Below are 13252 nucleotides of genomic sequence, written 5' to 3' on the forward strand. Positions count from 1 at the left end.
CGATGCCCGGATCCTGTCCGATCGCCATCGTCGGCATGGCGGCCCTGTTCCCGGGCGCCCCCGACCTCGGCACGTACTGGCACAACCTCGTCCACGGAGTCGACGCCATCACCGAGGTCCCCTCGGCCCGCTGGGACGTCGACTACTACGTCCCGGACGGCGAACGCGAACGCCGCGCCGACCGCGTCTACTGCCGACGCGGAGGGTTCGTCGACGATCTCGCCGAGGTCGACGTCACGGCCTTCGGGATCATGCCCACCTCCGTACCGGCCACCGAGCCGGACCAACTGATCGCGCTGCGGGTGGCGTCCCAGGCGGTCCAGGACGCCGGCGGCGCCGACCGGCTCTTCGCCGACCGGCGCCGCACCGGAGTGGTCCTCGGCCGTGGCGGCTATCTCACCCCGGGGCTGGTACGCCTCGACCAGCGGGTGCGCACGGCCGGCCAGCTCGTGCGCACACTGCGGGAACTCCTGCCGGACCTGGAGGCGGAGCGGCTCGACCAGGTGCGTCAGGCCTTCACCGCCCAGCTGGGGCCCGAGGCGCCCGAGTCGGCCATCGGCCTGGTCCCCAACCTGGCCGCCTCCCGACTGGCCAACCGCCTGGACCTGCGCGGGCCGTCCTACACCGTGGACGCCGCGTGCGCCTCCTCGCTCATCGCGGTCGACCACGCGGCCCGCGAGCTGGAGTCCGGTCGCTGCGACGTCGTCCTGGCCGGGGGAGTCCACCACTGCCACGACATCACGCTGTGGAGCGTCTTCTCCCAGCTCGGCGCCCTGTCGCACAGCGAGCGCATCCGCCCGTTCCACCGGGACGCCGACGGGGTGCTCATCGGCGAGGGCACGGGGGTGGTGGTGCTCAAGCGACTCGCCGACGCCGAGCGCGACGGCGACCGTGTCTACGCGGTGATCACCGGCACCGGGGTCGCGGGCGACGGCCGCGCCGGTGGTCTGCTCAGCCCGGACTCCGCGGGCCAGGCCGAGGCGATCCGGGAAGCCTGGCGCAGGGCCGGTCAGGACCCCGCCGCGCCCGGTGCCGTCGGGCTGCTCGAAGCCCACGGGACCGCCACCCCGGCGGGCGACACCGCCGAACTGGCGACGGTCGCCGCCGTCTTCGGCCCGCCCGGCGACGCACCCCGCGGCGTGATCGGCTCGGTCAAATCCATGATCGGGCACACCATGCCGGCCGCCGGCATCGCCGGACTCATCAAGGCCGCACTCGCCGTGCACCACGGCGTCCTCCCGCCGACCCTGCACTGCGAGGACCCGCACCCGGCGCTCGCCCGCACCCGCTTCACCACCGTGGACACCGCCGTCGCATGGGATCCCGCCGTCTACGGCCCGGTACGCCGCGCCGGGGTCAACGCCTTCGGTTTCGGCGGCATCAACGCCCATGTCGTACTGGAGCAGCCCGGCACCGCCCCGGCCGCTGCCGCCCCCGGCACCGGCGGCCCCGTCGTCACGGTGCACGAGCCCGAGCGAGTGCTGCGACTGGCCGGGGCGAGCCCCGCCGAGCTGGCACGTCTCCTCGACCGCGACGACGCCGCCCTCCTCGCCTCCGTGACGGACGAGACCACGCCCGAGCCCGCCGGGCCGGTCCGACTCGGCGTGGTCGCCCCGACGCCCAAGCGCCTGGCGCTCGCCCGCAAGGTGGTCGACCGGGGTCGAGCCTGGCGCGGCAGGAACGACGTGTGGTTCGTCCCCGATCCGCTGCTCGGGAAGGCCGGCGGTGGCCGCCTCGCCTTCGTCTTCCCCGGCCTCGAAGCCGACTTCGACCCCGACTGCGAGGACGTCGCCCGCCACTTCGGCCTCCCCTGGTCGCTGTCCGGGACGGATGCCGCGGTCGGCGACGTCGGCCGGCAGGGCACCGGAGTCTTCCAGCTCGGCCGCATCCTGCACGCGGCCCTGGAGCGGATGAACATCGTGCCCGACGCGTACGCGGGCCACAGCCTCGGCGAGTGGACGGCCATGGCGGCCGCCGGGATCCACGCCCACGACGAGGTCGACGCCTTCCTCGCCTCGTTCGACCCGGACGCTCTGCGCGTGCCGGGCCTCGCCTTCGCGGTGATCGGCGCACCCGCGGACCGCGTCCTCCAGGCCCTTCGGGGACAGACGCGGGTCGTGCTGTCGCACGACAACGCCCCCCGACAGTCCATGATCTGCGGACCGGCGGAAGCGGTCGAAGCGTTCGTCGACCGCTTCCGCGAACAGGGCGCGATCTCGCAGGTGCTGCCGTTCCGCTCGGGCTTCCACACCCCCATGCTCCGCCCCTACCTGGACCCCATACGGAAGGCGGCGGAGACCTACACGCTGCGCCCCGCACGGCGACCGGTCTGGTCCGCCACCACGCTGCGGGAGTACCCCTCGCGACCGGAGGCGGTGCGCGAACTGTTCGTCCGGCACCTGCTGGAACCGGTCCGCTTCCGGCCGCTCATCGAGGCCATGTACGCGGCGGGCTTCCGCGGATTCGTCCAACTCGGCGTCGGCCGGCTCGGCTCCCTGATCGGGGACACCCTGCGCGGCCGCGACCACCTGGAGGTCCCCGCCCACGCCCCGCACCGGCCCGGCCTTGCCCAACTGCGCCGCGTGGCCACCGCCCTGTGGACGGACGGAGCCGACCCCGACCAAGCCGCCCTCCGCCCGGCGGGCGCCCCCGCCCGCACGGTGGTACGCCATCCGGTCCGGCTCGACCTCGGCGGCGCGCTGATCTCCCTCGACGAGCCCACCCGCGCGGTGGTCGGCGCCGCCCTGGCCCCACGGCACCGCACGGCGCGAGGCGAGTGGACCTCCCCCCTCGACGCGCTCGGCGCCCGGGACCCGCTGGCAGCCGAGTTCACCGCGCTGCTCGACGACACCGCGGCGCTCGTGGCGGACGTCCTCGCCACACACCGCCCCGGCACCCCGCGCACCACCGCATCCACCGAACCCCGGGCCGTCCCGCGCGGTCCGGCGGCCCGACGCGCCACCCCGTGGCGAGGCACCCCCGGTGACCTGCACACCTCGCTGCGGATCTCCGTCGAGACCATGCCGTACCTGCTCGACCACTGCTTCTTCAAGCAGCCGCCGAGGGCCGACCCCGCCGATCGCTGGCCGGTCGTACCCGGCACGACCGTGATCAGGCACCTGATGGACTTCGCCGAGCGGGCCGCCCCCGGCCTGCACGCGGTGGCCGTCCACGACGTCCGGCTCCACCAGTGGATCACCGCCGTCCCCGCGGTCGACATACCCGTCCACGTCACCCCCGAGCCCCCACACCCCTCGGGCACGACCCGGGTGACGGCCACCCTCGGCCCGTACGCCCAGGCCACCGTCGAACTCGCCCGGGCCGGTGACGCGCGTCCGCCCGCCCCGTGGACCTTCCCCCGGGACGGGGAGCGCCCCTGCGAGCTGACCGCCGCCGAGCTGTACACCCGGCGCTGGATGTTCCACGGCCCGCGCTTCCAGGGCGTCACCGAACTGACCGCGATCGGCGACGCGCACGTACAAGGGGTCCTCACCACTCCGTCCGCACCGGGGGCCCTGCTGGACAACGTGGGCCAGCTGCTCGGCTACTGGATCATGTCGCGGCTGCCCACCCGCACCACCGTCTTCCCCGTCGGCATGCGGGAGATTCGCTTCCACGGCGCGCACCCCGCGCCGGGCGAGCGGCTCGACTGTCTGATCCGGATCGTCTCCGTCAGCGAGACCACGCTCGAAGCGGACATGCAGCTGGTCAGGGAAGGCCGGGTCTGGGCGGAGTTCAACGGCTGGCGCGACCGCCGCTTCGACAGCGACCCGCGCATCCGCCGGGTGGACCGAGAACCGGAGCACCACACCCTCGCCGAGATCCAGGACGGTGGCTGGACCCTGGTCCACGAGCGCTGGCCCGACCTTGCCACTCGCGAGCTGATCATGCGGAACATGCTGGCCGGCGAGGAACGCGGCGCCTACCAGGCACAGGTCCCACGCGGGCGTCGCCAGTGGCTGCTCGGCCGGATCGCGGTCAAGGACGCGGTACGACAGCTGCTGTGGGACGCCGGGAGCGGCGGGATCTTCCCCGCCGAACTGCGGGTCGCCAACGACCGGGCCGGGCGCCCCTACGTCACAGGCGCGTACGGCCGTACCCTCCCCGACCTCCACGTCTCCCTCGCGCACCGGGCCGAGGCCGCGGTCGCGATTGCGAGGAGCGTTCCGTGCGGTATCGACATCGAGGAGGTGACCGAGCGCCCGGAGGGGACCCATGAGGTGGCGCTCGGCGCCCGCGAGCGGAGCCTGCTCGCTTCACTGGTCCGCGACACCGGCGAACCCGAGGCCCTGTGGTTCACCCGCTTCTGGGCCGCCAAGGAGGCCGTCGGCAAGGCACGCGGCACCGGCCTGGCCGGTGCCCCGAAGCGCATCGAGATCACCGCCGCCACCGACACGGCACTGACGGTCCGCACCGGCGGCGGCACCCACCACGTCCATCACCGCACCGTCGCGAACCCCCCAGGACTGCCGTCCCGTGACTACGTCGTGGGCTGGACGGTCGCCCATGAAGAGGAGAGCCAGGATGACTGCTGAACCACACACCGCCGTACCCCCCGTCCCGGACGAGCGGACCGTGTTGGACACGGTGACGGGCATGCTCCACGAGGTGCTCGGTGAGTACGGGCTCGACGACGCCGAGATCACCATGAGCACGCGGTTCCACGACGATCTCGAACTGGAGAGCATCGACCTGGTCACGCTCTCCGCGGCGCTGCGCGACCACTACGGCGACACCGTCAACTTCGCCGCCTTCATCGCGGACCGCGGCCTTGAGGAGATCATCTCGCTGACCGTCGGCGACCTGGTCAGCCATGTCCTCGCCGCCTTCTCCACCGCGCCCGCGACCGAGGCGGTCTGAGCATGCCGAAGATCCGCGTCGGTGAACTGGACGTCCATGTGCAACGCATGCCCGCGGCCGGGCCACCGGTCGACGGCCCGCGGCCCCTCGTGGTGCTCGTCCACGGCATGCTCATCGACAGTCTGGCGAGCTACTACTTCTCCCTCGGCCCCGTCTTCGCCGAGCGGGGCATGGACGTCCTCATGTACGACCTGCGCGGGCACGGGCGAACCACCCGGCCCGCCACGGGCTACCGCCTGGAGGACTTCGTGACGGACCTCGACGGACTCCTCGACGCCCTCGGGGAGGGCCGCCCGGCGCACGTGGTGGGCAACTCCTTCGGCGGCGCCATCGCCTACGGGTTCGCCGCCACCCGCCCCGACCGCGTCCGGTCGGTCATGGCGATCGAGGCCGAGCCGCCGGTGCGGTCGTGGGCCGCGAAGATGGCCGAGGGCCTCACCGGCGAAGAGGGCGGCCTGGTGGTGAAGGAAGTGCGCACCTGGCTCCTGGAGGACCCCGAGCGCAACGCGCGACCCTTCCAGCTCGCCGGGCGCATCCTGGACGCCACCACCCTGGCCGAGGACATCCCGCGCAGCCGCGTCCTGGACGACGGGCTCGCCGCCATCCGCTGCCCCGTCTTCGCCCTGTACGGCGCGGACTCCGAACTCTCCGGCCAGGCCGACCACGTGGCGGCCACGCTCGCGTGCTGCCGCACCGCGGTCCTGCCCGACCAGGGGCACTCGGTGCTCGTGGAGCGGCCCAAGGAGACGGCCGACCTGCTCCTGGGCTGGCTTGAAGACGACATCCACACACCCCTTGAGGCGGGCTAGATGAGCCGGATCCTGTGTGTCGTGCCGCCGCTGGTCGGCCACATCAACCCGGCCGTCGGCACCGCCGCCGCGCTCGCCGCACGCGGCCACGACATCGCCTGGGCCGGGCCCGACGAGCTGGTCCGCCGCCTGGCCGGACCTGGTGCCCGGGTGTTCCCCTGCGTCTCGTCCGACCCCGGGCCGGACCCTGACGCGAAGATCGCGGTCCGGACCGCCGGGCTGAAGGGCCCTGCAGCCCTCCGGTTCCTGTGGGAGAGCTTCCTGATCCCACTGGCCGACCACATGGCCCCCCGCATACGGGCGGCCATCGAGGAGTTCGACCCGGACCTCGTGGTGGTCGACCAGCAGACCGTCGCGGGCGGCATCATCGCCGAATCGCTCGGCCTGACCTGGGTCACGTCCGCGACCACCTCGGCCGAACTGGTCGACCCGCTCGCGGGCATGCCCAAGGTGGCGGCCTGGGTGGACGGCCTCCTCGAGGCGCTGCGCGGCCGGATCGCGGACGGCCGCGGCGAAGCCGACCCGAGGATGTCCCCGCACGGCGTCCTCGCCTACACCACCCGAGCCCTGCTGGGCCCGGTCGCCTTGGCCGAACAGGTCTGGTTGGTGGGCCCGTCCGTGACCGACCGCCCGGCGCCGGCGGACTTCCCCTGGGAGTGGCTGGCGGGAGCGGAACGCACGGTCCTGGTCAGCCTGGGCACCGCCAACGCGGATGCGAGCGCGCCGTTCCTGAACGCGGCGGTCGAGGCGCTGTCCGGCATGGCCGGGGTGCACGCCGTCGTCGTCGACCCCGCGGGCAGCGTGACCGGGGCGGGCGAGAACATCCTGCTCCGCCCGCACGTGCCCCAACTGGCGCTGCTCACCCGCGTCGACGCCGTCGTCTGCCATGCCGGGCACAACACCGTCTGCGAGGCGCTGTGGCACGGCGTTCCGCTGGTGGTCGCCCCGATCAGGGACGACCAGCCCATCGTCGCGGGCCAGGTCACCGCCGCGGGCGCGGGCGTCAGACTGCGCTTCGGCCGCGCCGACGCGCAGCGCATCAGGGACGCCGTCGGCACCGTCCTGGACGAGGCGGCCGGGCACCGTGCGGCGGCGCGCGCCGTCGGCCGTTCCTTCCGCGAGGCGGGCGGGACCGAGGCCGCGGCCGACCGCCTCGAAGCGCTTCTCAAGCACCGAAAGGCGGAACTTCGCCGACCGCGGCGGCCCCGAGGTCCAGCGGGACGACCGCGGGGAGTACTTCCTCGAAGAGATCCCTCTCACCCCTCGGGGCCCTCGCCGAACTGAACTTGCCGCCCGAGGAGATCTCCGTCGTACTGCGCGAGGCCCTTGACCGACGCCGTAGCTCCACCGCCGGGCCCGGCCCGCCGCCGCGCCGCGTCGCCGCCGGGCCCACCCCGGTCCGCCCTGTCCGGGCTGCCCACCTCAACCAGCTCGCCGCTCGCCTCGGCCCGCGCCGCCGCCGTGTACTGCTGCTGTCTGTCTGCTCGGCTTCGGCTTCGTACCGATCACACCCCGGCCACCGGCTGACCGGACAACCGGCCAAACCTGGGAACGGCCCGCCCGGCCCCGCCATCTGGTAGCGGGAGAGTCACCCCTGTCGCCCGACTTCGTTCCTGCCACGTGCACGGCCCGGTGCGGCCACACGTGTGGCCTTCCGGGCATCAGTTCCAAGGGATGGTGAGCCAGGGGCTGGCGGGGTCGGTGGTGAGGGCGCGGTGGGCGGTGAGCATGTCCTCGTACCAGCTGCCGAACTCTTCCTCGTCGAAGTGCAGACAGCGGCCGAGGATGTAGGCGGCGGAGAACTCCGGCCAGGAGCGGTAGTTCCGGGCACTGGCGCGGCCGGCGGCGACCACGGCCTGTTCGGCCTCTTGGAGGGTGCAATAGCGGGCGGCGATACCCCAGCGGGCCATGCCGGAGGCCCGTCCGTAGTCCCAGGCTTCGACGGAGCGGACGAAGGCGTTGGCGGCCAGCAGCCCGTCGGCGCGGAACCGGGCTTCGTAGCGGGCGATCCGCCCGATGAGCCGCTGCACTCCGGCGACCTCCGCCTCGACTTCGTGGGTGCTGCGGGGGCGAGCCGCGGTGACTCCATCGGGGGTGATCCGGGGCTGCGCGCCCTGGGCGGCGTTGTACCGCAGGACGCGCTCGGCGACGTGCCGCCAGTGGTCCAGTTCGACTGGGCCTGCGAAGTCCTGGGCGAGGGAGCGGCGGACGCCCAGGGCGAACTCCCACACCGGACTGACCATGTCGGCCTCGAGCAAACGTTTCTGTGTGCCGGCCCACTCCTGGCGGGAGGTCACCCCCCACCACTCCTTGAGCCTGCGCTTCTCGTCGTTGTAGCCGATGCCGTGGTGGGCCATGGAGTTCCACAGTTCGCCGTTCTTGACGAAGAGCAGCGCGGCGCAGGCAAGGCCGTGCGCGACTGGGCCTTGGAGCGGTCCGCCCACGGACAGGCCGCGTACTTGTCCGTGCGGGTGGGCGTAGCCGCAGCCGTCGATATCGTCGGTGTGCCGTCGCCAGACGGCTCTGACCTGCGGGTTGGCGGCGGGGAGAAAAGCTTCGCAGGGGGTGCCCGGGTTGATGGCGACCCAGGGCGCTCGCTTCTCGTTCCAGTCGCTCGCGTACCAGTCCAGCGTCAGGGACTGGAAGACCATCTCCGGATCGGGCGGCGGAAGAATTCCCTCCGTGAACAGGGCCACGCATTCGGCCTGCACATGCGGGTTCCACTGCCGGGTGAGGCGGAACATGCCAGGCTCGGCGTCGGCCAGCGCCCGCTCATCGGCGAAGAACAGGTCCGTGTGGAGGACCACTTCGAGATATCCCGCCCAGTCGCCGCGCGACTTCGCCTCCAACAGCCGCCGCTCGATGGCACTGGGCGGCTGCCACCGCTGCCAGTCCCATTCCTGCCACCCCCACACCGGCTGCTGCGCGGCGGGTAAAGATCTCTTCCACAACCCCATGCCGAACACGATATCGACGCGAGATCACCCGTTGTCGAGAAGGGTTTCAGTGCTCCGCGCGGCATACGACGGTGCCCGCGGCCTTGTCGTGAAGGCACTGACGGTAGGGGCCCCAGGCACACCGCAGCAGGTTGACGATCCACAGGACGGGCACGGCGCATCCGATCAGCACGCAGACCCAGCGCCACAGCGCCCGGCCGAAGCCCGGCCCGCGCCCGTCCCCGCTCCGGACGACCCGCAGCCCGCACAGCCGCTTGCCCAGCGTGGCCCCGTACACCGAGGTCAGCGCCGGCTCGTACCCGCCGACCACGGCCACGAAGACGAGCGCCAGGAAGACATCGCCGGCGTAGTCGGCGAGGAGGCTCGCCAGGAATATGGCGGCGACCAGCACACCCGTGTCGAGCAGGCGGGCGGCCAGGCGAGCGCCGAAACGGCCCACCACATCCTCGTCCAGCCCCGCACCCTGGGGCTCGCCCACGTACGGGACATCGCGCCAGCCGGGATACCCGTAGGGGCTGTCCGCGATCGATTGCTGAAGCTCCACGCATGTGATCCAACAGCAGCAGTCGGCCGGACCACAACCCAGGTCTCCAGACGTCGCCGCGGTGGACGGCCGGCAACGCGGACATCACGAGCCGGCCGGAAGAGCTGTACGCCGCTGAGAACGCGCGGCACTTGGTGTGCACCGTCGCGCCGACCACTGGTGAGAAGGGGGCCGGCGCTACCGCAGTGGACAGGCACGGCCAGGAACTCGGCCTCATAGATCATGGGCCGACTCCGTCCGGCCCGGCGCCCGCGTCCCGCCCATCGGCAGCACCCGTGGTGCCCCACAGCCTGGTGCTGCGGGATCTTCGACTCCGCCCCCGACCCCCCGGACGAACCAAGGTCGAGGACAGCTCGGGATTCAGGAGTCGAGGATCAGGCCGGCGGCACGGTCGAGAACCTCCGCCCGGGTGCGTCCTTCATGGTCGGCGGCGAGGGAGTGCTGTCCGATCGCCATGCAGAAGGCGATCAGGCTGCGAGCCTCGACCTCCTCGGGATCGGAGCAGAAGGTGCCGATCATCTCCCGCAGCAGGGCCATTCGCCGGTTGTCCACCCGCCGCAGGCGCTCGGCGACCGCCTCGTCACGCCGGGCCCAGTCACGGACCGCGAGGTCGATGGGGAGCAGCCGGTCACTGGAGAAGGTCAGCACGCCCGCGCGCCGGATCTTGGTCCTGGGGTCGCCGCCCTCGTGTTCGACCCGTTCGATCACCTCGTCAGTGCTCTCCCGTTCCCAGGTGTCGAGCATCGCCTTCAGCAAAGCGTCGCGGTCGTCGAAGTACCCGTAGAACCCGCCCTTGGTGACGCCGAGCCGCTTCGCCAGCGCCTCGACTCTCACGGCGTCCGGGCCTCCGTCGGCCAGCGCCCGCAGACCTTCCTCCACCCATCTGTCGCGTGGTGTCCGGGAAGCGCCCACGATGTGTCCCACCTCACTCACCCACCGAATATACGCAGCCGTATATTCGATCTAGTCTTACGTTATACGCCAGCGTATAATGCTTGCGGTGACCTCGTACGCCCGAGGAGCGAAGGAGAGCGTCATGAAGATAGGAATGGTGGCCTACCACTATCCGCACCCCGCCTACCGCGATGAGTTCATCTCGCGCGTCCATCAAGTCCGTGAGGTCATGCTGCGCACACCGGGATGCCTCTCGGGTGAGTGCTGGGTGTCCGGCGACGCAGTGATTTCGATCGTGCAGTGGGAGTCCGAGGAAGCGCGCATCGCGTCGCTCGCTGCAGTAGACGAAGCGGGAGTGGACGTCACCTACGACGAGCGCGAATCACGCCCCCGCACGGTCGTTCCGCTCCAGGCGGCCTGACCCACTCCACCACCTGTGGTTGCCTGTCCAGCGGGGCGCGGGCGAGCAGGACCGGGTCGCCGAGGACGCCGCGGCCGTCGTCCCGGCTCCCGCCCGGGTGGCGGGGCGGGCGGTCCCGCTGGACGGCAAGCTGACCCGAACCCGGCGGCGCACCAGCACGGCCTGGACCGAGGTCCGCGAGGGGTAGGCGAGCCCTGCCGGCGTGACGGCCGCCCGACGCCCACTGCGATGCGAGGCCGTCCGATGGTCGGGTTCCTCTGCTGAGCGAGGCGACCGCAGGGATCGGCTGACCGGATCCATCCGCGTCGGGGCCCGAGGCGGCCTGTCGCCGGCCGTCCGTACGGCTGACGCTGGGGGCGTGACACGAGCACTGATCGTCATCGACGTCCAGGAGTCCTTCCGCTCACGGGCGAGTGCGAGGGCCCGCGGTCTCCAGTTCTCCGTGGGCCGGCGCGAGCCGCGCGGGCGGCCGGACATCGACCATGCGCCGCTCCGGGCCGCTGCGCCGCAGCACGCGGTACCCGAAGAAGGCGGCCGGACCGAAGAAGATCTGAGCGGGCACGATCTCGGGAAGATGCCCGGTGAAAGCCTCGATCGTGATCGGCGTCAGAGTCGGTGCCAGCGCGCCGAACACGGCGACCAGGCAAAGGGCCAAGGCCAGCCCCTGACGTCCGTACGCCTTGTAGGCCACGGTGGTGAAGAGGGCGTAGACCAGGAGATCGCCCATGCCCACGACGGCGCCGAACTCACCGATGCGCACCCCGGCCGACGGTGCGAAGGCGTAGCCCTGCACCGCGCCGAACAGCTTCTGGGTGAGCGGTACGACGGTGGCGAAGAAGAGGTCGTACACGGCGAGCGCCAGCGCGAAGCGGGAGACGTGCCGCAGCTTCAACCCACCTTGCGTGTTGAGGTTGGCCGCGCCGACCGCCATCAGCAGGATGACCACACTGTTGATCAGCCAGTACGGCAGCGCGTGGGTGGGATCGTCCTCGGCGCTGCGCGCGGTGAGCCAGTCGGCGGCCATCAGGCAGATGATGAGGGACCAGCGCACCAACCCCCGCCGCACGACCGCCCCGTAAGCGACGCTGAGCCCACTGGCCAGGGTCAGACCCAGTACGGGCGGCAACAGCCAGCCCGGAAGGGCGAGATAGAAGAAGGGCAGTGCGATCACGAAGCACATCATGATGACCATGTCGTTGCCGTTGAAGACGCCGACAGGGGGACGGGGCAGCGTGACCTTCCGGAAGTAGCCGACCGACGCGAGTGAGACACCCAGTGCGATCGCGAGGGTCACGAGGACGAAGAACACGTCCTGTGCGGCGGTCATGCGGCACCCCCGATGGAGGAGAAGCTGTGCTCGAGCAGATCGCAGCGGAGGCGGCGCAGTCGGGCGCCTTCCACCGGTACGACGTCGACCGTGGCATCCATGCCCGCATCGGCGAAGTAACGCGCGATGCCGGTCGTCTCCGGTATCGAGGAGGCGGCCACCGTGACGTGCAGCCGACCGTCCACCACCTCGGCGCCGTAGCGCATCGGCCAGCGCGCGCCGGGCAGCGCATCGAGGACCTCGACGATGTCGCGCGAGGTCACCGGACCGTCCTGGGTGCGCAGCACATGGTCCGCCTTGCCGAGGATGTGCGAGGTCGCCGGCACGTTCTGCATCTCGCAGTCGAGTGGTGCGTCGGGTAGCTGCCGCACCAGGTCGCGGGTGTCGTACCGGAAGACCGGCATGCACTCCCGGTAGGGGTAGAACGGGGTGGCCACGATCGTGCCGAGTTCTCCGGGCGCGGCTTTCCTCCCGGTGTCGAGATCGCACACCTCCACCAGTCCGACGCCCCCGTCGATGTGGAGATGCCGCTGCCGGCAGAGCGCGCCCGCCACCGGCGAGATCTCGGTCATGCCGTAGAGGTCCTCGACGGCGGCGCCGAAGGTGGCCTCGGCAGCGGCCGCGAGTGCGGGTGAGAGTACTTCGCTGCCCACGGCGATGCTACGCAGCCGGAAGTCCGCGGGTCCGAGCCCGCGTTCGCGAGCCAGGCGGACCAACTGGCCGAGGTAGCTGGGGTAGGTGACCATCAGAGTCGGCGCCGATTCGTCGGTTCCCGCCGTGACGTCCAGCGTCTCGGCGGGCGGTATCAGGCCCACCATCCGGATCGTCGCTCCGGCCATGCGTGCCACCTGCATCTCCGTGTACGCCGTGCCGGTCGCTCGAGAGCTGACGTTGAACTGGATCATGTCGGTGGTGCGGATGTTGCCGCGCACTACCTGGGAGAGGGCGACGAGCGCGGGCCACAGGCGCTCCTCGTAGCGGGAGTACCAGACCTCAGTGGGCCGCCCCGTCGTCCCGGTGGTGCGGGATGCGAGGAAGGGCTCGCTGCACAGGAAGTCCCGCGGCCGCTTGACCAGGTCGGTCTTGGTGGTGACGGGCACGGTGCCGATGTTCTCGAGGCTCAGTGTGGCCGGGTCGACGCCCGCCGCGGCGAAGTGGTCAGCGTAGAAAGGCGATTTCGCCGCGAGGCGTTTCGCGGTGCGGCGCAGAGCCCTGTTCGTGAGGTCGGTGCGCATCTGTGCTTCACCGGCGGCGGCGCCGTGCAGCAACTGCTCGACGTCCTCACCGGGCGAGCCGAACTCGGCGAGCGTCGCGAGGGCGTCCTCGACGAGCCGCTCGGCGGAACGCACATTGATCGGTCGGCCGAGCACCATGGCCAGCGCCATCCGGAACTGTCGTATCCCCGCGTCGAACATGGTCCCTTTCCACCCTCACCCCGCC

Annotated in this window: 11 protein-coding genes; 6 read left to right on the forward strand and 5 right to left on the reverse strand. The window is 71.8% G+C overall.

What is annotated here, in order from left to right; translation table 11 throughout:
* Positions 1 to 2 precede the first annotated feature (2 nt).
* Genes E4099_RS00320 through E4099_RS00335 form a run of 4 tightly spaced genes read left to right on the forward strand, consistent with a single transcriptional unit; the run spans position 3 to position 6953 of the window.
* Positions 3 to 4535 carry a type I polyketide synthase gene (locus tag E4099_RS00320; RefSeq protein WP_135336819.1) on the forward strand — a complete coding sequence of 1511 codons (4533 nt, stop codon included), beginning with the start codon at positions 3 to 5 and terminating at the stop codon, positions 4533 to 4535.
* A complete protein-coding gene (locus tag E4099_RS00325; protein WP_135336820.1) occupies positions 4525 to 4860 on the forward strand; it encodes an acyl carrier protein in 336 nt (111 codons plus the stop codon). Before E4099_RS00320 ends, E4099_RS00325 begins: the two co-directional genes overlap by 11 nt.
* Positions 4861 to 4862: 2 nt before the next feature.
* On the forward strand, positions 4863 to 5669 hold the full coding sequence (locus tag E4099_RS00330) for an alpha/beta fold hydrolase (protein ID WP_135336821.1): 807 nt from the start codon (positions 4863 to 4865) through the stop codon (positions 5667 to 5669).
* On the forward strand, positions 5670 to 6953 hold the full coding sequence (locus E4099_RS00335) for a glycosyltransferase (protein ID WP_135336822.1): 1284 nt from the start codon (positions 5670 to 5672) through the stop codon (positions 6951 to 6953).
* Positions 6954 to 7330: 377 nt separating this feature from the next.
* On the opposite strand, the gene E4099_RS00340 is transcribed toward E4099_RS00335, so the two are convergent.
* From E4099_RS00340 to E4099_RS00350, 3 genes are all read right to left on the reverse strand, one after another.
* On the reverse strand, positions 7331 to 8626 hold the full coding sequence (locus tag E4099_RS00340; protein WP_135336823.1) for a DUF1266 domain-containing protein: 1296 nt from the start codon (positions 8624 to 8626) through the stop codon (positions 7331 to 7333).
* 46 nt (positions 8627 to 8672) lie between these two features.
* The gene (locus E4099_RS00345; protein WP_167828242.1) at positions 8673 to 9170 is read right to left on the reverse strand and encodes an RDD family protein; all 498 of its coding nucleotides are present in this window, start codon (positions 9168 to 9170) and stop codon (positions 8673 to 8675) included.
* Between the two features lie 360 nt (positions 9171 to 9530).
* A complete protein-coding gene (locus E4099_RS00350; protein WP_135336832.1) occupies positions 9531 to 10094 on the reverse strand; it encodes a TetR/AcrR family transcriptional regulator in 564 nt (187 codons plus the stop codon).
* 112 nt (positions 10095 to 10206) lie between these two features.
* On the opposite strand from E4099_RS00350, the gene E4099_RS00355 reads away from it, so the two are divergent.
* The gene (locus tag E4099_RS00355; protein WP_135336825.1) at positions 10207 to 10485 is read left to right on the forward strand and encodes an antibiotic biosynthesis monooxygenase family protein; all 279 of its coding nucleotides are present in this window, start codon (positions 10207 to 10209) and stop codon (positions 10483 to 10485) included.
* 19 nt (positions 10486 to 10504) lie between these two features.
* Positions 10505 to 10672 carry a hypothetical protein gene (locus E4099_RS32745; protein WP_167828236.1) on the forward strand — a complete coding sequence of 56 codons (168 nt, stop codon included), beginning with the start codon at positions 10505 to 10507 and terminating at the stop codon, positions 10670 to 10672.
* 216 nt (positions 10673 to 10888) lie between these two features.
* Here the strand turns inward: E4099_RS32745 and E4099_RS00360 are convergent, their stop codons facing one another.
* Both E4099_RS00360 and E4099_RS00365 read right to left on the reverse strand, forming a co-directional pair.
* Entirely contained in the window at positions 10889 to 11812 is a 924-nt protein-coding gene (locus E4099_RS00360) for a hypothetical protein (protein ID WP_135336826.1), read from the reverse strand.
* On the reverse strand, positions 11809 to 13227 hold the full coding sequence (locus E4099_RS00365) for a phenylacetate--CoA ligase family protein (RefSeq protein ID WP_135336827.1): 1419 nt from the start codon (positions 13225 to 13227) through the stop codon (positions 11809 to 11811). The genes E4099_RS00360 and E4099_RS00365 overlap by 4 nt, the downstream gene beginning before the upstream one ends.
* Positions 13228 to 13252 lie beyond the last annotated feature (25 nt).

The sequence above is a fragment of the Streptomyces palmae genome, from assembly GCF_004684805.1.
GTDB lineage: Bacteria > Actinomycetota > Actinomycetes > Streptomycetales > Streptomycetaceae > Streptomyces > Streptomyces palmae.

Bases quoted from the DNA above. Each gene is read 5' to 3' on its own strand.
- E4099_RS00320 (WP_135336819.1), top strand. From the start codon at position 3: ATGCCCGGATCCTGTCCGATCGCCATCGTCGGCATGGCGGCCCTGTTC.
- E4099_RS00325 (WP_135336820.1), top strand. From the start codon at position 4,525: ATGACTGCTGAACCACACACCGCCGTACCCCCCGTCCCGGACGAGCGG.
- E4099_RS00330 (WP_135336821.1), top strand. From the start codon at position 4,863: ATGCCGAAGATCCGCGTCGGTGAACTGGACGTCCATGTGCAACGCATG.
- E4099_RS00335 (WP_135336822.1), top strand. From the start codon at position 5,670: ATGAGCCGGATCCTGTGTGTCGTGCCGCCGCTGGTCGGCCACATCAAC.
- E4099_RS00340 (WP_135336823.1), bottom strand. From the start codon at position 8,626: ATGGGGTTGTGGAAGAGATCTTTACCCGCCGCGCAGCAGCCGGTGTGG.
- E4099_RS00355 (WP_135336825.1), top strand. From the start codon at position 10,207: ATGAAGATAGGAATGGTGGCCTACCACTATCCGCACCCCGCCTACCGC.
- E4099_RS00360 (WP_135336826.1), bottom strand. From the start codon at position 11,812: ATGACCGCCGCACAGGACGTGTTCTTCGTCCTCGTGACCCTCGCGATC.
- E4099_RS00365 (WP_135336827.1), bottom strand. From the start codon at position 13,227: ATGTTCGACGCGGGGATACGACAGTTCCGGATGGCGCTGGCCATGGTG.